Origin of the sequence: Mesorhizobium sp. M1295 (assembly GCF_040318135.1) — a bacterium.
Taxonomy (GTDB): Bacteria; Pseudomonadota; Alphaproteobacteria; order Rhizobiales; family Rhizobiaceae; genus Mesorhizobium.
The window spans coordinates 356680-381226 of sequence record NZ_JAMYLU010000001.1 but is presented as its reverse complement, the minus strand read 5'-3'; the positions used below and the strand labels follow the sequence as shown (position 1 = coordinate 381226).

Sequence of the window (24547 nt, the reverse complement as noted above, 5' to 3'; positions counted from 1 at the left end):
AACCAATGATGAAACCGGCCCCGCGCACAGACTCCTGACAGTCCCTTCCGGTAATCTTGAAACGGAGATAGGCGTCGATGCTGCGAGTGGGCAGCAGGATGCAACCATCGGCTCAGACAAAATGACGTTCAGAACGTCGGCAATCGTAGTCAGCCGATGCCTCAGCCTTGCGGCTTTACCACATCGGCAGGGCTGATTTCGAGCAGGTCGAGGGTGCGGCGTAACAGCTGCATCTCGCTCCCGGCAAGTTGCGAATCGGCCTTGGCGATCTCGGCCATATGGCGGGCGAGCAGCTTGCGCCGTTCGATGTCGAGGTCGCGAAACTGAGCGATGGCCTGCGAGCTGTTGGTCTCGTAGCCGAACTCGTTGAGATATTCGATAACGCTGTCGATGCTGGTTTCGGGAATGCCGAAGGCTTCCCGGCAGATACGCCTGAAGGCTGTCATTTCGCTTTCGCTGACCGATCCGTCGGCCAGGATCATGCGGAACAGCATCAGCAGTTCCGCCGACAGCACCGGATCGTCTGCGACCTTGCGCACGCCGGGATCGCCGTCGAAGATCGAGCGTATCTGGTCCAGCAATCCCATCGCCATCAGCCCCTTCCGATTCGTCGGGAAGGTAGCGCGGAATCGGCTTTGCGCAAACGGGGTGCGAAGGGTGGAACTGGGCAATCGCTTCAGGTTTTGAATTCGTCTCCTCACCCCTTTAGGGCGTTGGCGCTGCCCCTCACCTGCCTGCCGGCATCCTCTCCCCGTTTAGTGACGGGGAGAGGGCGCTCTCGTCACCGGTTTCGCCAATCGCAGACGCTGCAAGAAAAGGCGCCGACGTTGCGACCAGCCCTTTCTCCCCGTCACTATACGGGGAGAAATGCCCGGCAGGGCAATGAGGGGCGGCGGCGACATCGACAATTGGTGGTCTCCGCCACAATTTGGAAACTGTCATTCGTCTGAAGCGATTGCCCTTCGTGATCGAACTCGCGGCACCGTTCTGGCCACTCCCATAAAACTGCCGGCCAATCCGGCAAGCCCGCTGCGCTCATTGGTGTGTGACCGCGCGACTGATAGTATGCCGTTGTACGAATCATGTTGAGGAGGGACCGAACATGAATCTCAGTGCGCCTACCCAGCTTATTTTCATCATATCCCTTGTCATCGCCATCATCGGCGTTCTCGCCGCGCTTGGCGTTCTTGCGTTCATCCCTTTGAATGCCGCGTGGATTGTCGTCATCGCCTACATCGTGCTGGCCGCCGGCTGCCTGATGCGCGGCGCTTAAACACGTCCAGACAATTCAGAATCTCAGGCAACTCGGAGCGCCCGGCCACACGCGGGGCGCTTTTGATTCTGCAGGATGGTCTGTTAGAATTCCTGGACGAGGGAAAGCACATGCCCGCCAGCGAAGACGGCAGCCGCCACGACGGCCCAGGGCTCGATCGGTTCGAGATGGTGCGGCGCGCGCCCAGTCATCGGCTTCAGGGCGCCGTCACCGACATATGCGGCTTTCGCGAAACCATGCCAGGCCATTTCCGCGCCATCGAATATGCCTCGCTGACCGTGCCGCTGGTCATCAGCTTTGCCGAACCCTTTGCCATCGGGCTCGGCAGGGACCCCGGCGACAATGACCGCTTCGCCAGTTTTGCCGCCGGCCTCTACGCCGGGCCGGTGGTGATCGAATCCTTCGGCGGCGCCTGTTGTGTGCAGATCAATTTCACCCCGCTTGGCGCTCGTCGCTTCTTCGGCCGGCCGATGAGCGAACTGACCGACCGCATGGTCGGCCTGGATGACGTGCTCGGCGCTGGAGGCGTCGCGCTTCGCGAAAGGCTTGGCAATGCGCCGGATTGGAGCTCACGCTTTGCCATCGCCGAGGCCTTCGTCGCCGACCGGTTGGCAACCACAGACGGCACTCAAGCCGAAATTGTCTGGGCCTATGAGACGATCGTCTCGACGAGTGGTCGGACCCGCATCTCGACGCTGGCCGAAAAGCTTGGCTGGAGCCGCAAGCATCTCGCCGGAAAATTTTCGGACGCGGTCGGCGTTGGACCCAAGACGCTCTCGCGCATCGTCCGCTTCAACCACGCGCTTTGCCTGTCGAGAAAGGCCAACAGCGATTGGGCCGACATCGCCGCCGACTGCGGCTATGCCGACCAGGCGCATCTGGTGCGCGAGTTTCGCGACCTCGCAGGCGTCACGCCGACGACTGTCGCCGTGAGGTAACATTTCTTCAAGACGCGCGACCGGCCTTCGCCCAGACTGGGTTGATCGACCAACACAGCGAAGGAGATCAGCCATGCCGAACACCACCGAAGCACCGCGGCTTTACCCGGCGCTGCGCTACAGAAATGCCGGCAAAATGATCGACTGGCTATGCGAGGCCTTCGGCTTCAGCGTCCGCGCCCGCTATGGCGAAGGCGACGTGGTGCACCATGCCGAACTCGCATTCGGCTCCTCGATCATCATGCTCGGCACGGCCCGCGACGATGCCTATGGAAAGATGGTCGGCGCGCCCGGCTCGGGCGGCGGCAAGTCGATCTATGTCGCGGTCGCTGACGCCGACGCGGCATACGCTCGGGCAAAAACCGCCGGCGCCGAGATTCTGGAAGAGCTCACCGACCGCGACTATGGCAGCCGCGAATTCATCTGCCGCGATCCGGAAGGCAATGTCTGGTCGTTCGGCACCTACTGGCCGAAGGCTGACGAAGCCGCCAGCTAACGCGCCAGCCCGAAAATCGCGTCGCAGTCGAGGTGGGTTTCCAGTTCGGCTGCGATCTCGTCCAGTGCCCGTTCGACCTCGGCGCGGTAGTCGATGCCGCCGCCCTTGACGCCGAGGCTTTCGAGGAATTTCGCCCGGAAGGCGTCGGCGGAAAACAGCCCGTGCATGTAGGTGCCTGACACCTTGCCGTCGGCGGAGATGGCGCCGTCATCGACGCCGTTGATAACGGCGGATGGCCGCAGCGTGTCCGGACCGGTGGTGCGGCCGAGATGGATTTCATAGCCCTCGAGCGGCAGATCGAACGGCACCGAGCGCGCGCTGACATTGCGCACTGTCTTTTCCGGCTCCATCACCGTTTCGACGTTGAGCAGGCCGAGGCCTTGCGTCTCGGTAACGCTGCCCTCGATGCCGTCTGGATCGCGCACGCTATGGCCGAGCATCTGGAAGCCGCCGCAAATGCCGACGATGTGGCCACCGCGTTTCCTGTGCGCGGCAAGGTCGCGGTCCCAGCCGTTCTCGCGGAATTTCACGAGATCGCCGATCGTCGACTTCGAGCCGGGAATGACCACCAGACCCGCATCCTGCGGCCAGCGCTGGCCAGGCGGCACGAACACCACCTCGACCTGCGGTTCGGCCTTGAGCGGGTCGAGGTCGTCGAAATTGGCGATGCGCGAGAGCATCGGCACGGCGATCTTCAGCGCGCGCTTCTCGCCGGACGCCAACCGATCGAGCACGACGGAATCCTCCGACGGCAGCCGCGCCGCCGCCTTCAGCCACGGCACGACGCCAAAACAGCGCCAGCCGGTGAACTTTTCGATCGCCTCGATGCCGTCATCGAACAGCGAGACATCGCCACGGAACTTATTGATGAGATAGCCGACGATCATTCGCCGATCCTCGTCCGGCAGGATCAGATGGGTGCCGGCGATCGAGGCGATGACGCCGCCGCGATCGATATCGCCGACCAGGATCACCGGCACGCCGGCGCGCGTCGCAAAGCCCATATTGGCAATGTCACGGCTCCTGAGATTGATCTCGGCCGGCGAGCCGGCGCCCTCGACAATGACCAGATCGGCGCCCTCGCCGACCTTTGCCCAAGAGTCCAGCACCGCATCCATAAGCCGGCCCTTCAGCGCCTGGTAGTCGCGCGCCCGCGCCTCGCCGAACACCTTGCCCTGCACGACGATTTGAGCGCCGACATCGGTCTGCGGCTTGAGCAGCACCGGGTTCATGTGGATGGTGGGCGGCACGCCGCAGGCGATCGCCTGCAGCCATTGGGCGCGGCCGATCTCACCGCCACCTGAAACGCCTGGAATATCGGCGACAGCCGCGTTGTTCGACATGTTCTGCGGCTTGAACGGCCGCACTTTCAAGCCGCGCTTCTTCGCCGCGCGGCAAAGACCGGCGACGAGCACCGTCTTGCCGACATCCGAACCCGTGCCCTGCAGCATGATCGCCTTGGCCATATCAGTCCCTGCCCTGCGCAACGGTTCCGGTGATCGTCGACTTGGCTGCCAGTGGCCCGCCGCGCCAGAGATAGAGCGCCATCAGTGGCTCCTTGCCGGTGCGCATGGCGTGGCTGACGTCAGAGGCATGGTGGATCACCTCGCCCGCCGCTCGAAGGCGAAAACCGCCATCGCCCATGCGCCATTCGGTGCCGCCGGTAAGCGGGACGTAGATCTCCTCCGCGACATGGTGGTGATCGGGGTAGACGATGTCGGGCCCAAGGATCAGCAGGCCGGCCGCGACCTCTTCATTGACGAAATGACCGCGCGTGCCGAATACCTCCAGCCAGCCGTAGTTGTCGATGAATGTCTTGCCGAAATCCGCCTCGCTGTAGGTCTGGCCCCAGTGCAGATCGCCGCGACGCTCCGCAACCAGCCGAACCAGCGGCTTGGCCGCAGCGGGAGCGAGTTCGACGATACGGTCGAGCAGGACGAGACAAGGCAGTGCATGCGGTTCGAGCGGCCGGCTTGGCATGTCCCAGCCGATTCGGGCCACGGCGTCGCGCACCAGCGCATCATCGAACGTCTGGAGATAGGCATGGAAGCGTCCAAGCAGTTCGTCGAAATTTGTCGTCACACTTTGCTCCAAAGCGCATTCGCACACAGCGGCTGCCCAGATAGTTGGATCGAGACGGTCGGGTTGCGCGGCGGCATCATTGGTCTAGATTGGACGGCGCGCAAAGCCAAAAACGACAGGCCAGCAGGCCGGAAACATCAGGGAGCACGCCATGGACGCCGCTGTCGATGCGGGCACCAGCCAGTTCGAACTCAACGAGGACCAGCGCGCCATCCAAGAGATGGCCGAGGCCTTCGCCGCCGATCGTGTGGCGCCGAACGCACTCGACTGGGATCGCAACAAATATTTCCCCGCCGACGTGATCCGCGAGACCGGCCCGCTCGGCCTTGGCGGCATCTATGTCCGCGACGATGTCGGCGGCTCGGGGCTCGGCCGGCTCGACGCCGTGCTGATCTTCGAGGCGCTTTCGCGTGCCGATCCGGCGTTTTCCGCCTTCATCTCGATCCACAACATGGCAGCATCGATGATCGACCGCTTCGGCAGCGACGAGCAGCGCCGGCGCTTCCTGCCCAAACTGACCTCGATGGAATGGCTGGCAAGCTACTGCCTGACCGAGCCGGGCTCGGGCTCGGATGCGGCGGCGCTGAAGACGCGCGCGGTCAAAAGCGGCAGTGACTATGTGCTGAACGGCGCCAAGCAGTTCATCTCCGGTGCCGGCGACAGCGACCTCTATGTCGTCATGGCGCGCACCGGCGCCGACGGGCCGAAAGGCATTTCCACCTTCGTCGTGTCGAACGATGCGCCCGGCCTTTCCTTCGGCGCCAACGAACACAAGATGGGCTGGCACATGCAGTCGACCCGCCAGGTCGTCTTCGAGGACTGCAAGGTGCCGGCGGAAAACCTTTTGTCGGCAGAAGGCGCCGGCTTCGGCATCGCCATGGCCGGGCTCGACGGCGGCCGCTTGAACATCGCCGCCTGTTCGCTCGGCGGCGCGCAATCGGCGCTCGACAAGGCTCTCGCCTACACCGCCGAGCGCAAGGCCTTCGGCTCGAAGATCAACCAATTCCAGGCGCTGCAGTTCAAACTCGCCGACATGGAGACCGAACTGCAGGCAGCGCGCATCTTCCTCTACACCGCCGCCTCGAAGCTCGACCGCAAGGCGCCGGATGCCGGAAAATGGTCGGCAATGGCCAAGCGCTTCGTCACCGACACCGGCTTCAACGTCGCCAATGACGCCCTGCAGTTGCATGGCGGCTATGGCTATCTGCACGATTACGGCATCGAGAAGCTGGTACGGGATCTGCGCGTCCACCAGATCCTCGAAGGCACCAACGAGATCATGCGCGTCATCATCGCTCGCGCGCTGATCGTACGGTAAGGCAGTAGGCAGTAGGCAGTAGGCAGTAGGCAGGAAGATGACCGGCAAGATCAATTCGTACAAGGATCTTATCGTATGGCAGCAGGCGATGGATCTGGCCGTCACCACCTACTCCTTGACCAAGGCATGGCCAAAAGAAGAATTGTATGGGTTGACCAGCCAAATTCGCCGCTCAGCAACCTCTATTCCTGCAAACATCGCGGAAGGTCATGGTCGAGACAACAGAGGCTCCTATCAGCAATTTCTCAGGATAGCCCAAGGATCGTTGAAGGAGTTCGAGACACACCTTGAGATCGCTGAACGCATTGGCCTTGCCACGCATGACCAAGCTTATCACGTACTGTTAGCGACCGAGGGCATCGGAAAAATGCTTCGCCAACTTATTAGCAAACTTGCGCCCGAGTAGGTCGCCTACTGCCTACTGCCTACTGCCTGCCTTACCCAAACCGCGGAGTGCCATTATGACCACCATCGCCTTCATCGGCCTCGGCAATATGGGAAATCCGATGGCCGCCAACCTGGTCAAGGCCGGGTATGCCGTGCACGGCTTCGACCTGGTGCCGGAAAACCTCGTCATCGCCAGGGAGCACGGCGTCGTCATCATGGCCAATGCCGTTGCGGCGGTAAAGGATGCCGATGCGGTCATCACCATGCTGCCGGCCGGCAAGCATGTGCTGTCGGTTTACGCAGACATCGCGGCCAAGGCGAAAAAAGGCGCGTTGTTCATCGATTCCTCGACCATCGACGTCGAGTCGGCGCGAAAGGCCCATGCCACCGCGGCCAAGCACGGATTGCTGACGATCGACGCGCCGGTCTCCGGCGGGACGGGCGGTGCGGCGGCCGGCACGCTGACCTTCATGGCCGGCGGTTCGAAGGACGCCTTCGCCAAGGCCGAACCGATCCTCAAGCCAATGGCCGGCCGCATCGTTCATTGCGGCGACGACGGCGCCGGGCAGGCGGCGAAGATCTGCAACAACATGATTTTGGGCATTTCGATGATCGGCGTTGCCGAGGCCTTCGTGCTGGCGGAAAAGCTCGGCCTGTCGCACCAGGCGCTGTTCGACGTCGCCTCGACCTCGTCCGGCCAGTGCTGGTCGCTGACCACTTACTGCCCGGTGCCCGGCCCTGTGCCGACATCGCCCGCCAACAATGGCTATAAGCCCGGGTTTGCAGCGGCACTGATGCTGAAGGACCTGAAACTGTCGCAGGAGGCCGCACAGAGCGTCGGTGCGGCAACGCCGCTCGGCGCCGAGGCAGCCCAGCTTTATGCGCTGTTCAACGCACAAGGCAATGCCGGCGCGGATTTTTCCGGCATCATCAATTTCCTGCGCGGTGACCCTGCGTAAGGTCAAATTTCATAGTTTTCGATCTGCCCAAAGCGGAAAGTCGGCAAATTTAGGTTTGCTTAAGCTCTTGCTAACCCTGCAGTAACGATGTGCGTTTAAAACGGATTGCGAGGCGGACATCCGCCCGGCGCTCCGGATCAGGTCTCGCGTACCGGAGCCCGTAAGTTTCGCCGTAAGTTTCGCAAGTGTATTGTTGGCGAAGCACCATGCGTATCTGGCAAAGCCGCGTTCCGATGGAGCGCGGTTTTTGCGTTTTCGCCATGTCGTCGGAGCTATATTCCGATTGCCGCGTCGCTGATGCGGCCCTTCGGTGCTGTCTCAGTTTGAATTTCCGCTCACGACCCCCACATGAATTTCGGCTCGCTACCATTTCCACCGAGCGGGCTCGAAAGCTTGAAGGCAACCCAGTTGCAGACATAGTCGCGAAGACTATTTCATTAGAGGCTATACGGCCGCACGAATCTCTTCACATATTGAGGTCCCGCAATGGCGCACGAGCCTCGAAAAAGACCATTATTCCGCAAGCTCGATAATCATCTATTGCGGGTGAGCGACCTCGATGCAGCCGTATCGTTCTATGGGGATCGTCTCGGTCATGCGCTCGTTTGGCGGGACGATGAAGCCGCCGGCTTTGCGCTGCCTGAAACCGATGCGGAGCTGGTTGTCCATCTTCATATCGGTCCCGAGACCGACATCCTGGTCGATAACGTGGACGACGCGTTTGAGGAATTCTTGGCCGCCGGCGGTGAGGCTGTGCAACCGCCATTCGAGATCGCGGTCGGGCGGTGCGCCCGTGTCCGCGATCCTTTCGGCAACATTGTTGTGATCTTGGACCAATCGAAAGGGATGTTGGTCACTGACGCGAAGGGGCACGTCATCGGTGTCAAGGCGGGCCAGTGATCACGCGTGGTCGTCGATACTGCCAACAGCCTCGCCTGGCGAACTCTTCGCCATAAAGCGGCATTCAAACTCCGGGCGCCCGATTACCGGACGCCCGGCGATCGTTCCATCTTACCGCTTGCGCAAATCTGCTTCGGCCAGGTCGAGCGCCCTGGCGATGCGGTCGCAGGCCATGTCGATCGTCTCGCGCGTCCAGATCAGCGGCGGCGACAGGATCATCGTGTCGCCGGTGGCGCGCAGCATCATGCCTTGGGCAAGGGCGTGGTCGCGAACCATCACCGCCGCGCTGCCGGCCGGCAGGAAGCGCTCCTTGGTCACCTTGTCCTTGACGATCTCGATCGCCCCCATCAGCCCGAACGAGCGCACCTCGCCAACCAGATCATGCCCACCGAAACGTTCCTGCAGCGCCCTGGCGAAGTAAGGCCCGGTGTCGTTCCTGACGCGCTCGACCAGGCCCTCGCGCTCGATGATCTCGAGGTTCTTCAGTGCCACCGCGCAGGCCACCGGATGCCCGGCATAGGTGTAGCCGTGATAGAATTCGCCGCCCTTTTCGACCAGCGTCGCCGCGATGCGGTCGCCGACAAGCAGCGCCGACAGCGGCTGATAGCCGGAGGTCAGCGCCTTGGCCGTGGTGATGGTGTCGGGCTCGACACCGAAGGCTTGTGCGGCGAACCACTCGCCGGTGCGGCCATAGCCGGTGATAACCTCGTCCAGCATCAGCAGGACATCGTATTTGCGGCAAATGCGCTGCACCTCCGGCCAGTAGCTCATCGGCGGGATCTTCACCCCGCCTGCCCCCATCACCGGCTCGCCGATGAAGGCGGCGACCTTATCGGCGCCAGCTTCGAGGATCGCGTCCTCGACCGCTTTTGCCGCGCGCAGGCCGAAATCATGGTCGCTTTCGCCGGGCAGTGCGAGCTCGTACGCATAGGGCATCATCACGTGGACGATGTTGGGCACGGCGCCGCCGAGCTGGTTGTGCATCAAATCCATGCCGCCGAGCGAGGCACCGGCTATGGTCGAGCCGTGGTAGCCCATCTTGCGCGAGATGATGCGGTTCTTCTCGGGGCTGCCTTCCAGCACCCAATAGTGGCGGACGAGGCGCAGCGCCGTGTCGTTGGCCTCCGAACCGGATGAGCCGTAGAACACCTGGTTGATGTGCCTTGGCGCGATCTCCGCCAGCTTTTTCGACAGCAGAACCGGCGTCGGCGTCGAGCATTTGAAGAAGGAGTTGTAGTAGGGCAATTCCTTCATCTGGGCGTAGGCGGCGTCGGCAAGCTCGTCGCGGCCGTAGCCGACATTGACGCACCATAGCCCGGCCATGCCGTCGAGGATTTCCGTCCCTTCGGCATCGTAGATGAACGGACCGTTGGCGTGAGTGATGATGCGCGAGCCGGTCTCGCGCATCTCCTTGTGGTCGGTGAACGGATGAAGGTGATGCGCGGCATCGATCTGCTGAAGCTGCTTCAGCGAATAATTCTGGTAGGTCATGTCTGGTCTTTCCTCTTGAACCAATCCGGCAGCTTTCGCGCCGGGGCGGATTCGTTAGAGGACAGCGGGCGGCGAATAGCCGATACGGGCGCACAGCCGCAACAGCTCGGCGCGAAGCGTGCGCGGCGACGGCGTCACCGCCACCCCAAATGCGCACCCCGATTTCGCCAGCCGAGCCATGCATGTACCTTAGGCTGCCTCCAGCCCTCAGTTCAAGCCGTACCGGTCAAGCGATGTCGGTCAATTGGTGCCAGTCAGGGCCCGCTGCAGGAAGACGTACTTCATCGCCGCCTGTGCGGCCTGCGGCCGCCGATCGCCGCGCCCGCCATGCCCGCCCTCGGTCTCTTCGAAGAACAGCGTCTTGCCATGGCCCGCCGCCTGCAGCCGCGCCGCCATCTTGCGGGCATGGCCGGGATGGACGCGGTCGTCGGCAGTCGAGGTCGTCAGCAGTACCGGCGGATAGGCTGCATCCGTGTCTACATGCTGGTAGGGCGAATAGGAGGCGAGCCAAGCTGCCTCTTCCGGCTTCGCCGGATCGCCATACTCGGCCATCCATGACGCGCCGGGCGGCAGCTCGGTGTAACGCAGCATGTCGAGCAGCGGCACGTCGATGATCACCGCGCCGAACAATTCCGGGCGTTGCGTCAGCGAGACGCCAGTCAGCAAGCCCCCGTTCGAACCGCCCTGGATGCCCAGCGTGGCCGGTGTGGCGATGCCGCGTTTGACCAGATCTTGCGCCACCGCTGCGAAATCGTCGAATGCATTCTGGCGATTGGCCTTGAGCGCCGCCTGGTGCCAGTTCGGGCCGAACTCGCCGCCGCCGCGGATGTTGGCCTGCACATAGGCATTGCCCTTCTCCAGCCACAGCCTGCCGCGCACGCCGGCATAGCCGGGCAGCAGCGGCACTTCGAAGCCGCCATAGCCGTAAAGCAATGTCGGCACCGGCCCGTCCTGGTCGCGCCGCCTGACGACGAAGTACGGGATCATCGTGCCGTCCTTCGAGCGCGCCTCGAACTGTTCGGAGACCAGGGACGACGCATCGAAGCGCGCCGGCTGCGACTTCACCGTTGCCAGCGCCGCGGCATTGTCGTCCGACCAGATGATCGAGCTCGGCGTCAGGAAATCGGTGAAGGAGAAGGAGACGCTGGAGCCGAAATGCTCGGCATGGCTGATGCCGACATTGCCGTTTTCGGGCAATGCAACGGGCTTGAACTCCCAGCCGCTGTCGCTGCGCTCGCCGGCGATGACCTTGCCGCGCACATTGTCCATCAAATTGATGAACAGCCGGGCCTGCGTGCGGGCGATGCCGGCGATCGAGACACGGTGCGCCGGCTCGAGCACGATATCGATGGATCCGAACAGACCGGTTTCGATCCAGCGCTCGAAATCGAGTGAATAGAGCCCGTCGGGCTTGCACAGCGTGCCGTCCGGCGCCGTCCACGGGGTACGCACGCCGAAGACAAGCTGGCCCTTGAACAGCGCCGTATCGGTGACGTCGTCCGGCAACGGGATGCGCCGGTTCTCGCCAGAAGGCAGCCGCAGGAAACTGTGCGAGGCGAAGAAGTCGAGCGTCCGGGCCAGGAAGACGTGGCGCCTGTCACCGTCGAATTCGACGGATCCGCCGGCGGCGAGATCCTGCTTCAGCGCCTCGAAGATCGGCATCGCCGCTTCCAGTGGCGTGCCGCGCCGCCAGAGCTTGACCACGCGCGGATAGCCGGACTGGGTCTTGTCGTCCTCCTCGAAGGCGGCGGAAACGATGACCGTGTCCTCGTCCAGCCAGCTGAAGTTCGATTTCGAGGCGGGAGCACGAAAGCCACCCTCGACGAAGGACCTGCTTTCGATATCGAATTCGCGCATCTCGCTGGCATCGCCGCCATCCGGCGACAGGCTGAGCAGGCAGCGGCTGAAATCGGGGTAAAGCCGGCTGGCGCCGCTGAACACCCATTTCACCCCCTCTTCCGCCGCCAGACTGTCGAAGTCAATGATCGTCTGCCAATCCGGCTTGTCGGTCTTGTAGGACGCGACGGTGGTGCGCCGCCAGAGGCCGAGTACGTTCGTGCGGTCCTGCCAGAAATTATAGACATGGCCGTTGATAGCGGCCCCGACGGCGATGTTATCCTCGGCCGTCATCAGGTCGAGCGCGGTCTGGAACGTTGCCTGGTAGGACGGGTCACCCTGCAATTCGGCGACAGTGATTTCATTCTGGCGATGAACCCAGTCGAGCGCTCGCTGGTCAGTCCTGCCCTCCAGCCAGAGGAAGGGATCTTCGGCCGCCGGATCCGGTTGGGCCTGGCTGTTCAATTTGGTCATGAGGTCTCCGGTTGAGTCGGGCGTCGGCATCGCCAAGATCGACACGGGGCCGCTAATATTCAAGTCATTGCGTCAGAACGGCGACTTCAGGCATTCACACCATCCGCCTTCGAATGACCGTTACAAGCGCCAGCGCCAGGCAAATGGCGCCAAGCGTGAGCGGCAGGCCGCCTGCGCCAACAACATCCATGGCGCCGCCCGCCAGCGGCGGCACGGCGATGCCGCCGACGCCCCACATCAGCGAAAAGGCGGCGTTGCCGGCGACCAGCGCCGAGCCGGTGAACCGCTCGCCGAGCTCGATGATCGACATCGTGTAGATGCCGTAGGAAACCGCACCCCAGATGAAGACGCATGGCCATATGAGCGGCGTCTCGATGAGAACCGGCAACAGCACGCATCCGAGCACCGTCACCGCCACACAGATGAACCGCACCAGCCGCGCCGTCAGTCGTTCCGCCAACAGGCCGAGCGGCACCTGCATAGCGATGTTGCCGGCGATCATCACCGACAGCAGCGCCGACATGCGCGCTTCGGCGATGCCGTAATGCGTTCCGTAGACCGGCAGCAAGGCGAGCACTGCCTGTTCGAAACCAGCGGCCACCACGACCGCCGACAACAGCAGCCACGCCTGCGGCACGAATCCCAGCACCGAAACCCGGTGCCCGCTCTCGTCGACCCTCGGCAGCCGTGCCAGCACCGAGGCAAGGCAGGCGCCGCAAAACAGGAATGCGCCGATGCCGACCAGAAACGGCGGCCATCCCACGGTGCCGACCGCAAGCAGGCACAGCGGCCCCGCCGCAAAGCCCGCCGAAATGATCGTCGAATAGATGCCCATGACGCGGCCGCGGCGTGCTGGCGGCGCCAGTGCGATCACCCAGACTTCGCTCAGCACGTAGAGCGGGTTGGTGACCCCACCGATCAAAAAGCGCAGCGGAAACCACAGATAGACATTTTGCGTCCAGCCGATCAGCGCCAGCACCAGCGCGGAAAGTGCCGCGCAAGTAAGCGCGGTGCGCCCGGCCCCGAAACGGCGCGACAGAGCCGGGACCAGCGGCGAGGAGACGATGAAGCCGATCGGCGTCATTGCCGCCGACAGGCCTATCATGGCCGGCGAGACGCCCTGGCGCTGCAGGATGAAGCTCAACAGCGGATAGCTCAGCCCTTGCGCAATGGCGAACACCGAGACGGTTGCGATCACGCCGGTGATGGCCGCCCATTGCACTGTCTCGCCGCTGTTCTGTTCCGCCCGGTCCATGATGCAGGATTAGCGTTTCGGTTCCGTCGCAGTAAGCACCGGCAACGAAAACCGCTTGCGCCAGCCGGAACGCGATCAAGAGGCTGACGATCCCGCCGGCTGCCCCCAGGGCATGTCGCTTCCCTCGTCCTAGTGGTCGCCGCCTCCGCAATGGCCGGAGGGCCGGCAGTCCATTATGCCGCCGCATTGCCGCAGCGTACGAGGACTATCATGACCGCCGCCCTTCAGCCCGCCGAACCGGCACTGGCAAACGACCGCGCCCGTCGCGGCGGCCGCGCGGGGAAGCGTGCCGGCGGATCGGCGGCGTTCGACCAGCCGCCGTTTCGCCAGTTGAAGAACCCGCTGACGCCGACCCGGCTGGTTTCCGAGGACGAGCTGGAATCCATCCACCTCGCCTCTCTGCGCGTGCTGCGGGAAATCGGCGTCGACGTGCTGCATGACGAAGCGCGGCGCATCATGAAGGCGCATGGCGCCAATGTCCGCGAAGGCAGCGAGCGGGTGCGCTTCGACAGCGACATGATCCTGGAACTGGTTGCGCACTGCCCGCCGGAATTCACCATCCACGCCCGCAACCCGGCGCACAATGTGCGCTTCGGTGGCGATAATCTGATCATCTCGATGATGGCGTCGGCACCCAATTGCTCCGACGTCGACCGCGGCCGCCGGCCGGGCAACCAGCAGGACTATCGCAACTTTCTCAAGCTTGCGCAGATGCACAACATATTGAATTGCACGGGCGGTTATCCGGTGGAGCCGATCGACATCCATCCGTCCGTGCGCCACCTCGAATGCATCCGTGACCTCGCCACGCTGACCGACAAGATGTTCCACATCTATTCGCTCGGCAAAGAGCGCAACGTCGACGGCATCGAGATCACCAGAATCGCACGTGGCATCAGCCACGAGCAGTTGCTTGCGGAGCCGTCGGTGTTCACCATCATCAACACCAATTCGCCGCTCAAGCTCGACGTGCCGATGATGGAAGGCATCATCCAGATGTCGAGCAAGGGCCAGGTGGTCATCGTGACGCCGTTCACCCTGTCGGGCGCCATGGCGCCGGTGACGATTGCCGGCGCGCTGGTGCAACAGAATGCCGAGGCGCTGTCCGGCATCGCCTTCGCACAGATGGTGCGCAAGGGCGCGCCTGTCGGCTACGGCGGCTTCACCTCGAATGTCGACATGAAGTCCGGCGCGCCGGCCTTCGGCACGCCGGAATATATGAAGGCGCAGCTGGTCGGCGGCCAGCTCGCCCGCCGCTACAACATCCCCTACCGCACCTCCAACACCTGCGCCGCCAACACCGTCGACGCGCAAGCCGCCTATGAAAGCGTGTTCTCGCTGTGGGGTGCCATCCAGGGCGGCGGTAATCTGATGATGCATGCCGCCGGCTGGCTCGAAGGCGGCCTGCGCTGCTCCTATGAGAAGACCATCCTCGACATAGACCTGTTGCAGATGGTCGCCGAGTTCCTGACGCCGCTCGATCTTTCCGACGAGGCGCTCGGTTTCGACGCCATCCAGTCGGTCGGCCCCGGCGGCCATTTCTTCGGCACCCAGCACACGCAGGACCGCTACAAGACCGCCTTCTATGCGCCGATCATTTCGGACTGGCGCAATTTCGAGAGTTGGGCGGAGGCTGGGTCACCGACCGCGCTCGAAAAAGCCAATCGCGTCTGGAAGGAGCGGCTGGCCTCCTATGAAGAGCCTTATATGGACCCGGCGATCCGCGAGGAGCTCAATGCTTTCGTCGACAAGCGCCGGGCCGAAGGCGGCGCCCCGACCGATTTCTGATCATCTGATGAGTAGTCGACCCCCACTCCGTCGAGCTTCGCTCGACACCTCTCCCCCGATCGACGGGGTAGAGGAAGGGCGCGAAACGATTCCAGTTGGCGCCCTTCCTTTCCCCCCGGAGGGGGGAGAGGTGGCGCCGCGAAGCGGCGACGGAGTGGGGGAAGCCGTTCATGAAACGCGCAGCCGCCGCAAAACAGGCACAACCCAGCGAGCGCGTAGCCTGCGGCAAGCAGGCAATCAGGCCGAAGCACTGCTTTGGCCTGAACTAAAGGCGCGCAAGCTTGGCGGCTATCGCTTTACGCGTCAGTTCTCCATCGGCGCCTTTTTTGCAGACTTTGTCTGCCGCGAAAAATGGCTTGTTGTTGAAGTCGACGGACAACAGCACGCCGGCAGTTCATATGACCGCCGCCGCGATGATTTCATGCGCGCCCAAGGCTACTCGATCCTGCGTCTTTGGAGCCATGACGTCCTGAAACATCGTACTTCCGTCCGTGAAACCATTCTTGCCGCGCTTGATGGCAGGCTGGCCGAAAACATCGCTGTATTCGATCTCCGCTTTGTTTTCGCGCCCCGCTCACTCGATTCAATCTCTTCAAAAACGGAACTATCTTCATGAAATCTCATGCAAAAGCGGTTGTTATCGGCGGCGGCGTCGTTGGCTGCTCGGTGCTCTATCATCTGGCCAAGGCCGGCTGGACCGACATCATGCTGATCGAGCGTTCGGAGCTCACCTCCGGCTCGTCCTGGCATGCGGCGGGCGGCTTTCATACGCTGAACGGCGATCCCAACGTCGCCAAGCTGCAGGCCTATACGGTGCAGCTTTACAAGGAGATCGAGGAGATTTCCGGCCAATCCTGCTCGCTGCACCTGACCGGCGGCGTCATGATGGCCGACACGCCAGAGCGCATGGACTTCCTTCGCCTCGCCCATGCCAAGGGCCGCTATCTCGGCATGGACACCGAACTGATCACGCCGTCCGAAGCCAAGGCGATGTTCCCGCTGATGGACGAGACGAATTTCGTCGGCGCTATGTGGGATCCAGTCGAGGGCCACCTCGACCCTTCCGGCACCACCCACGCCTATGCCAAAGCCGCCCGGAAGCTCGGCGCCGAGATCGTGCTGCGCAACCGCGTCGTCGAACTGACGCAGGAGGTCGACGGCACCTGGAACGTCGTCACCGAGCAAGGCACGATCAAAGCCGAGCATGTCGTCAACTGCGGCGGCCTTTGGGCGCGCGAGATCGGTCGCATGGTCGGCGTCGAGCTGCCGGTGCTGGCGATGGAGCACATGTATCTCCTGACCGAGCCGATGCCGGAGGTCGAGGAATTCAACAAGTCGACCGGGCGCGAGATGATCGGCGTGCTCGACTTCAAGGGCGAGATCTATACCCGCCAGGAACGCAACGGCATCCTGCTCGGCACCTATGAAAAAGCCTGCAAGCCGTGGTCGCCGGTCAACACGCCATGGGATTTCGGCCACGAGCTGCTGCAGCCCGACATCGACCGCATCGCGCCGTCGCTCGAGATCGGCTTCAAGCATTTTCCCGGCATCGAGAAAGCCGGCATCAAGCAGATCATCAACGGCCCCTTCACCTTCGCGCTCGACGGCAACCCGCTCGTTGGCCCTGTGCAGGGCCTGACCAATTTCTGGTGCGCCTGCGCCGTCATGGCCGGCTTCAGCCAAGGCGGCGGCGTCGGCTTGGCGCTGTCGAACTGGATGGTCCATGGCGACCCCGGCTTCGACGTCTGGGGCATGGACGTTGCGCGCTTCGGCGAATGGGCAACGCTGCGCTATACCAACGCAAAGGTGCGCGAAAATTATTCGCGCCGTTTCTCCATCCGCTTTCCCAACGAGGAATTGCCGGCGGCAAGACCGGCGCAGACGACCCCGCTTTACGACACCATGCTCGCCAACAACGCCGTCATGGGCGACAGCTGGGGTCTCGAAACCCCGCTCTGGTTCGCGCCGAAAGGCTCGGAGCCGAAGGACATCGTGTCCTTCCACCGCTCGAATGATTTCGGCGCGATCGGCGAGGAAGTGTGCGCCACCCGCGAGAGGGTCGGCGTCACCGAGATCGCCAACTTCGCCAAATACGAAGTCTCCGGACCTGGGGCCGAGGATTTCCTCAACCGGCTGATGACCAACCGCATGCCGAAGACCGGCCGCATCGTGCTGACGCCGATGCTGAACGAGTTCGGCAGACTGATCGGCGACTTCACCATCGCCAAGGCGGGCGAAGAACGCTTCATGATCTGGGGTTCTTCGGCCGCGCAAAAATATCACATGCGCTGGTTCGAGAAGCATCTGCCGAAGGACGGTCCAAGGGCGTCGGAGGTGCGCATCCACCGCTTCGACCAGACGCTGGTTGGCCTCTCCATCGCCGGGCCGAAATCGCGCGACCTGCTGCAGAAACTGGTCGACGTCGACATCTCGACCAAGGCCTTCCGCTTCATGGATTTCCGCGAGATGGCGGTCGGCGGCGCGCCCTGCATGGTCAACCGCATCACCTACACCGGCGATCTCGGCTATGAGATCTGGATGGCGCCGGCCTATCAGCGTCTGGTCTACAAGGCGATCAAGGAGGCCGGCGAAGAGTTCGGACTTGTTGATTTCGGCATGCGCGCCCTGCTCTCGATGCGGCTTGAAAAGAACTTTCCGACCTGGTTCCGCGAGCTACGTCCGATCTACGGACCGTTCGAAGGTTCGATGGACCGCTTTATCAAGCTGGAGAAGAACGATTTCATCGGCCGCGAGGCAGCGGCCAAGGAACAGGCGGCAGGGCCGAAGCTGCGCCGCGTTTCCTTTATCGTCGATGCTGCGGATGCCGACGTCATGGGCGACGAGCCGATCTGGGCCAAGGTCGGCGACAAGGATTTCGGCACGGTAGAAAAGCCGCATGGCTATGGCGCGCCGCGCTTCGACGCGGGCGGCAAGGAAGTGCGCGGCTCGAACGCCGCTGAAGGCGCGTCTGCCGTGCGCGGTATTGTCGACGGCAACTGGCGCGTGGTCGGCTGGGTCACCTCCGGCGGCTATGCGCATTATGTCGAGAAGTCGATGGCGCAAGGCTACGTACCGGCAGTGCTTGCCGAAAACGAGAGCGCCGGGCTGTTCGAGATCGAGATCCTTGGACACCGGCGGTCGGCGCGCATCAACGTCGAGCCGCCCTTCGATCCGAGTGGCGAAAAGATGCGAACGTAGGTGCAGCCAGCCGGTCGCATTGTGCGGAGCACGCTCTTCATGCTAGCCCAGCCGGCAACTGTGCCGGCAGGGGCGATGAGACTTCCTTGAAGTACGACATGAAATGGGCCGAGTGGCTGGCCGAGGGACGGATCGGCCCCTTCCCGGCGGCGATCGTCATGGTCGCGGCTTATTTTGCCTTGCAGACCATCATACTGTCCCTGTTGAGCTCTTGGGCGGGAACCGGCGTCGGCATCGACGATGCGGAGCAGCTGATCTATGTACCGTATCTCTGGGCTGGATATGGCGGCTCGCAACCACCTCTCTACACCTGGATCAATTGGCTGGCCGCGCATGTTTTCGGCACCAGTATCTTCACGCTGAAGCTCGTCAAATACTCAGTGCTGTTCCTCGCCGCCTGCAGCGTGTTCGCCGCCATGCGGCGGTTCGGCTACACCAAGGCGACAGCGGCGGCGGCCATGTTCGGCCTGTTTACGATCCCGCAGGTCGTCTGGGAATCGCAGCGCGCTTTGTCGCATTCCGTCGCCGTCGTCGGCTTCTGCTCGCTGCTCCTGCTCACCATGGCCTATCTTCTCGAGCGGCGTAGCATGATTGCCTATGCGGCGTTTGGCCTGGCCACGGCGGCGGCAATTCTTGCCAAGTATAACGACGTCTTCCTCGTGGTGGCCCTTGTTGCGGCAGCGCTGTCGCTGCGCGAATTGCGCAGCGCCATCCTTGATCCAAAGTTCGCAATCAGCATAGCGGTCGCGATATTGGTGCTGGCACCAACCACCTATTGGAGCCTCATGCATCCCGCCGATTTATTGTCGAGAGGCGAGAAGTTCGGAATAGACCCGCAACAAGGGCGCATCGCGGCGGCCTTTGTCGGCGCCGGCAAGTTTGTCATGGGGACCTTCAATTTCGCGGTCTTGCCGGTGCTCGTTTCCGCGCTGGCCTTCGGGGTGGCGAAGTTCCGTTTCTCCGAGCGGCACCCGAAACGTCCGGCCAGGGAAATTCTGTTGTGGCGTAGCTTGGCGCTCGGCTTGGCTATGCTGGCAATACTTGTGCTGGCCACCGGCGTGACGGTTGTCAAGGACCGCTGGCTGCTGCCGGTCCTGTTCATGTTGCCGCTGGCCATCGTCGCCACTATGGAACGGCTGGCGCCGCGCGGCAGGAATGCGCAGCTCCTGGTGATCGCGGCTGGAGCGATCATCGCCGTGTTGCTCGCGCCCGCCACTTGGTACGTCCAGATAAACGGGACCAGTGGCCTCTCCCGCATGATCCGCTTGGATTACCCGGCCCTCTATCGCCAACTGACCGCGGACGGACCGGTGAAAACTGCAATATCCGACGGTGCATGGGTCGGCAACCTGCGGCTGGTCGACGAAAAACTGGTCGCACTTGACCAGGAAGTGCCTAATTTCGAAACGCTGATGCGGGGGCCGGCCGTACTCGTCTGGCTTGATCACGACGATCCGCGGCCGGTCATTTTGGACCAGCTCAAAGCGGCCGGCTATGAGCCGGACGGCCAACCGCGGCAAATCATGGTTCCGCTGTTGCGTGGCACCGACAAGTCCGCCCGGCCCGGCGCATTCGTCCGACTGAAGAGAATGGAAGGAGCCATGGCGCCCAAGGAAGGCGCTGGCGAAGGAGTCGAGGGTGGACAGGAATCCGACTGACCGGCCCCGTCATCATCGCAAGATCATGCCGTTCGAGCCGGAGGACTCGATCGATGCGCTGCGCAAAAAATCGCGCCTGAAGGCCGCTGAACTCAACCAGCATCTGCTGGGCTATGGTGCGCTGGCGGAAGCCGAGTGGCAGGCGGCGGGTATTGACGCTCCTGACTTGCCCGCCATGCGCCGATACCGGCTCGAGCGCATCCGCGCCGAGCTGAAGCGCCGCGACTATGCGGGAGCCCTGCTCTACGATCCGGTCAACATCCGCTACGCGACCGATGCGACCAACATGCAGCTCTGGGTCGCGCACAATCCGACCAGGCATTGTTTCGTCGCCACCGATGGGCCGGTGGTACTGTTCGACTATTTTTCCTGTGAGCACCTTTCCGACCATTCCGGCGTCGTCGACGAGGTGCGGCCGGCGGTGTCGTGGGCGTATCTCTACAGCGGCGAGTTGACCGGGCAAAAAGTCCGCCGCTGGGCAGCCGGCATCGCCGAGCTGGTACTGGAACATGGCGGCGGCAATCGCCGTATCGCGGTCGATCACATCAATCCCGAGGGCATCGAGGAACTCGCCCGTCTCGGCATTTCGACCGGCAATGGCGAGGCGGTGATGGAAAATGCGCGGCTGATCAAATCGCCCGACGAGATCCTTGCCATGCGCCGGGCGATCGTCGCTTGCGAGGCGGCGATGGGCGAGATGGAGCAGGCGCTGAGACCTGGTATTTCCGAGAACGAATTGTGGGCCGAACTCCATCGCGGCAACATCGCGCGCGGCGGCGAATGGATCGAAACCCGGCTCCTGTCGTCGGGTCCGCGCACCAATCCGTGGTTCCAGGAGTGTTCGTCGCGGACGATCGAGGCCGGCGATCTCGTCGCCTTCGACACCGACCTGATCGGTCCTTACGGCTTCTGCGCCGACCTGTCGCGCACCTGGCTTTGCGGTGACGCGCCGCCGTCGCAGGAACAGCGTGACCTGTTTCAGATCGCTGCCGACCAGATCGCCCACAACACCGAACTGATGCGGCCGGGCATATCCTTCCGCGATCTCGTCGAGGGCTCGTCGGTGCCGCCGGGAGACTGCTTCCCGGCGCGCTACGGGGTGCTCTATCACGGCGTCGGCCTGGCCGACGAATACCCGACATTGCCGCATGCCGGCGACTGGACCGACGACACGCCGGACGGCGTGCTTGTGTCAGGCATGGTGCTGTGCGTCGAGAGCTACATCGGCAGGCTTGGCGCCTACGAAGGCGTCAAGATCGAGGAACAGATCCTGATCACCGACACCGGCAACGAGAAGCTTTCGACCTATCCGCTCGACAATCGGCTGCTTGGGGGCTGAGCGAACCTAATGCATGTCGCGCAAAAGTGTGCAGCGGTTTTGCGATAACGACATGCGTAAAACAAGAATTTAAAGCGTCGCATGAGGCCGACCGGACGCGACGCGCTTTATGTGAGCGCCTCGATCGCCTCGCGCATCATGGCGACGATCGTTTCCGGCGTCCTGCTGGCCGTGATGAACGGCAATCCTTTGCGCCGCCTTGTCCAGCCGACGACCGTCATCTTCTGCGCTGCAGGCTCGAAACGCTGCGCCAGCGCCCAGCTCTCGCAGTCGATCGCCGCGACGTCGGCCCTGCCCTCGGCAACAGCAACAATCGAAGCGCGGTGCCCCCAGCTTTCGCTCAGCGCGGAAAAGATATCCAAACTCTCGCCCAGTGCTTGCAGGTCGCGTGTCGGCGCGATGATGCCCGACATGGAATCGAGGCTGTTGAAGGTGAAACGTTTGCCGCGAAGCTGATCGAGCGGAATGACGGCGCCGCCGTCGGCCGGCGACCTTGCCGGCGGTGCCTCGCCCGCCCTCATGACGATGGCGCTCGAATAGAGTTCGCCCTGTCCGCCCTCAAAGGCGTCGTAGCGCGGCTGGCCGACGAGGTGGACACGCTGCGACAGGCCGAGTTCCATCGGTCCCCAGCAGGTTTGCGCAAAGAGCAGCGCCGGGTGCAGCCAGAGCCGGTGAAAATCCAGTTCGTCCAGCGGCAATGTCGCCGGATCGGGCGCGATGAGTTTTCCCTTATCGTCGCGAATACCGCCAGGCACCGGGGGCAAATCGCCATTGCGGCGGATAATCGTCTCCGGCGCATCGATGCCTTTTTGTCTGAAAGCATCGCGCAGCCGCGCCCATTCTGCGTCGACCTCGTCCCGCGCTTCCGGCCAGTCGTACATCGGCAAAGCCGCAATGAATTCGCTCATGCCGGGATTTGACCGTTATGCAGGGAAATTGACAAGGTCAGGAAAGCGTTGCCCGCGCGGCAGCGCCTGCAATGCCGCGAGGATCATTCCTTCGGCGGCTCGGCGGGTACCGGTGCGCTGCCAAGCCCATTGAGGCTGCGTGCCCTGACGCGCGGCTTGAACGCGCGTCCTGGTTCCGGCATGCGCCGCAGCACGGGATGGACGATCGGTTCCTTCGCCTTGAAGGCATAGGCCTTGAGCAGCGCGAAATAGTTCGGATAGGCGTAGCCATTGTTCATCCGCAGCCACTCGTCGCGGCGGTCGCGAAACAGCTTCGGCAGCCTGTACCAGGCCACCGTCGGGCTCTTGTGATGGACGAAATGCAGATTGTTGTTGAGGAACAGGAAGGACAGCGGCGAGCGCTCGACGATGATCGTGCGGCCTTCCGGATGTTCAGACCATTGATGCTCGGCGTAGGTGCGGATCGAAATCAGCGACTGCCCAAGCCACACCGGCACCAGTATGTAGAGCCACAACGGCATGCCGAAGCCGAACTGCACGACAGGCAACACTACGGCGAGGCCGATCGCATGCAGCAGCCATGCCTTGCAGATGGAATTGTCGCCCGCGGCAACCTGCCTGGCGTCGTCGATGAAGAAGCCGATGCAGGAGAGCCACGGACCGAGCACCAAACGCCCGAGCATCGTGTTGTTGACCTTCAGCAGGAACTTCATAGCCGACGGCAGCTCTTCGTGCTGCCAGAGCGCCTTGTAATAGCTTTCGGGATCGTCGAGCGGATCGGTCAGGCGCTCGTCTGCATGGTGGCGCAGATGAATGGTCTTGAACCGGCGAAACGGCCAGACAAGGCCAATCGGCAGGAACACAACGGCTTCGTTGAGCCGCGCGTTCCGGGTTGGGTGGCCGTGCAGGGCCTCGTGCATCAGCGAGGATTGCAGCGCCGCAATCAGGGCCAGAAGGGCGAGCGCCAACAGCGGGTAGGATGGCCAGAGCAGAAAGCCGGTAGCGAGCCAGCCGCCGTAGCAGAAAAGTGCGAGAAACACCGTCGGCCATTCGATGGTCGCCGCGCCATGTCGCCTGTTGCCCATGCTCGTCATGCTATCGACCACTGCCTTCCAGTCGCCGGAACCCGTTTGATCCCTGACAGCGTTGTGTCAGGAGCGTTGCATTGCTGCAACGCGATAAAGCGCACAAACTGTTGCGATTGCGCATTTTCAGCTGCATATGTTATGCATTGTAAACAACGCACCGGATTCATTTACGCCTGAAGCTCCGCGTTCGCGGCTTCAGCGCAAATTTTTCCTCCTATCGGGTGGGGTGGCGATTTGGACAAGCGCGACCTGTCGACGATCTTTCGCGAGCGCCTGAAAATGCTCTTGACAAGGTCCGATCTGAACCAGTCGGCCTTCGCCGCCGCGGTTGGCATCGACCGTTCGGCGCTGTCGCAGCTGCTCTCCGGCGCCTCGACCCGCCTTCCCCGCGCCGAAACGCTGCTCAACATCGCCGCCGAATTCAAAGTCTCGCTCGACTGGCTGCTCGGCCTCAGCCAGGACGAGGGCGTCACCGGTGAAATCCGCGAGAGCCTTGAGATCGAGGAGGCGCCGGACGGCTTCGACCGCACGCTGCTGGCTCGCTGGCATGCCGAGGCGGCGGGAACGAAAATCCGCTACGTCCCGGCCGGCATTCCCGATCTTCTGCGCACCGAGGCGCTTGTCGACTATGAAGCCGTCATCGCCAACAAGAGCCGCGAGGCACAGGCCGGCGAAACGCAGTACCGCATCGACTACAACCGACGGCCCGAAACCGACATGGAAGTCTGTATGCCGCGCCACACGCTGGAGATCTTCGCGCGCGGGCTGGGCGTGTGGGACCGCTTTCCGGAGGCCGACCGCCACCAGCAGCTCCTGCACATGGCGACGCTACTCGACGACCTCTATCCCACCTTCCGCCTGTTTCTCTATGACGGGCGGATGCGCTATTCGATCCCGTACACCATCTTCGGGCCCTATCGCGCAGCCATTTACGTCGGCGACATGTATCTGGTGCTGAACGCCACGCAGCCGATCCGCATCCTGACCAGCCATTTCGACAATCTGATCCGTGCCGCGGACGTCAACGCGCATGAAGCGGCCAGCTTCACACGAAAGCTGGCGGAGATGCGATTTTGACCGGTTGCTCTCCGTGTCGACATTGACGGCACATAAAGAATTCTTTATATCCTTATCTCAGTTATTCTTCCGGGAAGGCGTA

General features: G+C 62.8%; 21 protein-coding genes. 13 read left to right on the top strand and 8 right to left on the bottom strand.

The genetic code is table 11. The features are described from left to right. Window positions 1-161: 161 nt before the first annotated feature. Entirely contained in the window at window positions 162-593 is a 432-nt protein-coding gene (locus NKH29_RS01795) for a tellurite resistance TerB family protein (protein ID WP_023719964.1), read from the bottom strand. A 509-nt stretch (window positions 594-1102) separates the two neighbouring features. On the opposite strand from NKH29_RS01795, the gene NKH29_RS01790 reads away from it, so the two are divergent. From NKH29_RS01790 to NKH29_RS01780, 3 genes are all read left to right on the top strand, one after another. Beyond that, complete coding sequence (locus NKH29_RS01790; protein ID WP_023676480.1) at window positions 1103-1273, top strand: hypothetical protein; 171 nt, start codon at window positions 1103-1105, stop codon at window positions 1271-1273. 110 nt (window positions 1274-1383) lie between these two features. After that, entirely contained in the window at window positions 1384-2211 is an 828-nt protein-coding gene (locus NKH29_RS01785) for a helix-turn-helix domain-containing protein (RefSeq protein ID WP_352640467.1), read from the top strand. 73 nt (window positions 2212-2284) lie between these two features. After that, window positions 2285-2707 carry a VOC family protein gene (locus NKH29_RS01780; protein WP_352640468.1) on the top strand — a complete coding sequence of 141 codons (423 nt, stop codon included), beginning with the start codon at window positions 2285-2287 and terminating at the stop codon, window positions 2705-2707. Here NKH29_RS01780 and NKH29_RS01775 read toward each other — a convergent pair. Next, complete coding sequence (locus NKH29_RS01775) at window positions 2704-4173, bottom strand: cobyric acid synthase (RefSeq protein ID WP_352998875.1); 1470 nt, start codon at window positions 4171-4173, stop codon at window positions 2704-2706. The genes NKH29_RS01780 and NKH29_RS01775 overlap by 4 nt on opposite strands. A gap of 1 nt (window position 4174) precedes the next feature. Continuing rightward, window positions 4175-4789, bottom strand: coding sequence for a dimethylsulfonioproprionate lyase family protein (locus tag NKH29_RS01770; RefSeq protein WP_023719960.1), 615 nt, complete (start codon window positions 4787-4789; stop codon window positions 4175-4177). Window positions 4790-4940: 151 nt separating this feature from the next. Here NKH29_RS01770 and NKH29_RS01765 point away from each other — a divergent pair, with 151 nt between their 5' ends. The 4 genes from NKH29_RS01765 to NKH29_RS01750 all read left to right on the top strand — a co-directional run bounded on the left by NKH29_RS01765 (window position 4941) and on the right by NKH29_RS01750 (window position 8353). Continuing rightward, entirely contained in the window at window positions 4941-6107 is a 1167-nt protein-coding gene (locus NKH29_RS01765; protein WP_352484186.1) for an isobutyryl-CoA dehydrogenase, read from the top strand. A 37-nt stretch (window positions 6108-6144) separates the two neighbouring features. Continuing rightward, window positions 6145-6513: a four helix bundle protein gene (locus NKH29_RS01760; protein WP_352484537.1), complete on the top strand. Its 369-nt coding sequence runs from the start codon at window positions 6145-6147 to the stop codon at window positions 6511-6513. Window positions 6514-6568: 55 nt separating this feature from the next. Next, a complete protein-coding gene (mmsB, locus tag NKH29_RS01755; RefSeq protein WP_352484536.1) occupies window positions 6569-7453 on the top strand; it encodes a 3-hydroxyisobutyrate dehydrogenase in 885 nt (294 codons plus the stop codon). A 486-nt stretch (window positions 7454-7939) separates the two neighbouring features. Then, complete coding sequence (locus tag NKH29_RS01750; protein WP_156948098.1) at window positions 7940-8353, top strand: VOC family protein; 414 nt, start codon at window positions 7940-7942, stop codon at window positions 8351-8353. Window positions 8354-8464: 111 nt separating this feature from the next. Here NKH29_RS01750 and NKH29_RS01745 read toward each other — a convergent pair whose 3' ends face one another. The 3 genes from NKH29_RS01745 to NKH29_RS01735 all read right to left on the bottom strand — a co-directional run bounded on the left by NKH29_RS01745 (window position 8465) and on the right by NKH29_RS01735 (window position 13409). After that, window positions 8465-9844 (bottom strand): aspartate aminotransferase family protein, encoded by a 1380-nt coding sequence (locus tag NKH29_RS01745; protein WP_352998872.1) that lies wholly within the window; start codon window positions 9842-9844, stop codon window positions 8465-8467. 240 nt (window positions 9845-10084) lie between these two features. Then, window positions 10085-12154 (bottom strand): prolyl oligopeptidase family serine peptidase, encoded by a 2070-nt coding sequence (locus NKH29_RS01740; protein WP_352484534.1) that lies wholly within the window; start codon window positions 12152-12154, stop codon window positions 10085-10087. A 94-nt stretch (window positions 12155-12248) separates the two neighbouring features. Then, window positions 12249-13409 (bottom strand): MFS transporter, encoded by a 1161-nt coding sequence (locus tag NKH29_RS01735; RefSeq protein WP_352484533.1) that lies wholly within the window; start codon window positions 13407-13409, stop codon window positions 12249-12251. Between the two features lie 210 nt (window positions 13410-13619). On the opposite strand from NKH29_RS01735, the gene NKH29_RS01730 reads away from it, so the two are divergent. From NKH29_RS01730 to NKH29_RS01710, 5 genes are all read left to right on the top strand, one after another. Continuing rightward, window positions 13620-15197, top strand: a complete 1578-nt coding sequence (locus tag NKH29_RS01730) for a trimethylamine methyltransferase family protein (protein WP_352998871.1) — start codon at window positions 13620-13622, stop codon at window positions 15195-15197. A gap of 130 nt (window positions 15198-15327) precedes the next feature. Further along, window positions 15328-15813 (top strand): endonuclease domain-containing protein, encoded by a 486-nt coding sequence (locus tag NKH29_RS01725; protein WP_352998869.1) that lies wholly within the window; start codon window positions 15328-15330, stop codon window positions 15811-15813. Then, a complete protein-coding gene (locus NKH29_RS01720; RefSeq protein WP_352547270.1) occupies window positions 15810-18395 on the top strand; it encodes a GcvT family protein in 2586 nt (861 codons plus the stop codon). The genes NKH29_RS01725 and NKH29_RS01720 overlap by 4 nt, the downstream gene beginning before the upstream one ends. An 86-nt stretch (window positions 18396-18481) precedes the next feature. Continuing rightward, window positions 18482-20053, top strand: a complete 1572-nt coding sequence (locus NKH29_RS01715; RefSeq protein WP_352495951.1) for a glycosyltransferase family 39 protein — start codon at window positions 18482-18484, stop codon at window positions 20051-20053. Window positions 20054-20078: 25 nt separating this feature from the next. Continuing rightward, window positions 20079-21392 (top strand): M24 family metallopeptidase, encoded by a 1314-nt coding sequence (locus tag NKH29_RS01710; RefSeq protein ID WP_023719948.1) that lies wholly within the window; start codon window positions 20079-20081, stop codon window positions 21390-21392. A 107-nt stretch (window positions 21393-21499) separates the two neighbouring features. Here the strand turns inward: NKH29_RS01710 and NKH29_RS01705 are convergent, their stop codons facing one another. Together NKH29_RS01705 and NKH29_RS01700 are read right to left on the bottom strand one after the other, a co-directional pair. Next, window positions 21500-22300, bottom strand: a complete 801-nt coding sequence (locus NKH29_RS01705) for a phosphate/phosphite/phosphonate ABC transporter substrate-binding protein (RefSeq protein WP_023719947.1) — start codon at window positions 22298-22300, stop codon at window positions 21500-21502. An 83-nt stretch (window positions 22301-22383) separates the two neighbouring features. Beyond that, window positions 22384-23394: a fatty acid desaturase gene (locus tag NKH29_RS01700; RefSeq protein ID WP_031194273.1), complete on the bottom strand. Its 1011-nt coding sequence runs from the start codon at window positions 23392-23394 to the stop codon at window positions 22384-22386. 228 nt (window positions 23395-23622) lie between these two features. Between NKH29_RS01700 and NKH29_RS01695 the strand changes: the two genes are divergently transcribed. Then, window positions 23623-24465, top strand: a complete 843-nt coding sequence (locus tag NKH29_RS01695; RefSeq protein WP_023719945.1) for a helix-turn-helix domain-containing protein — start codon at window positions 23623-23625, stop codon at window positions 24463-24465. The last annotated feature ends 82 nt before the right edge of the window (window positions 24466-24547 follow it).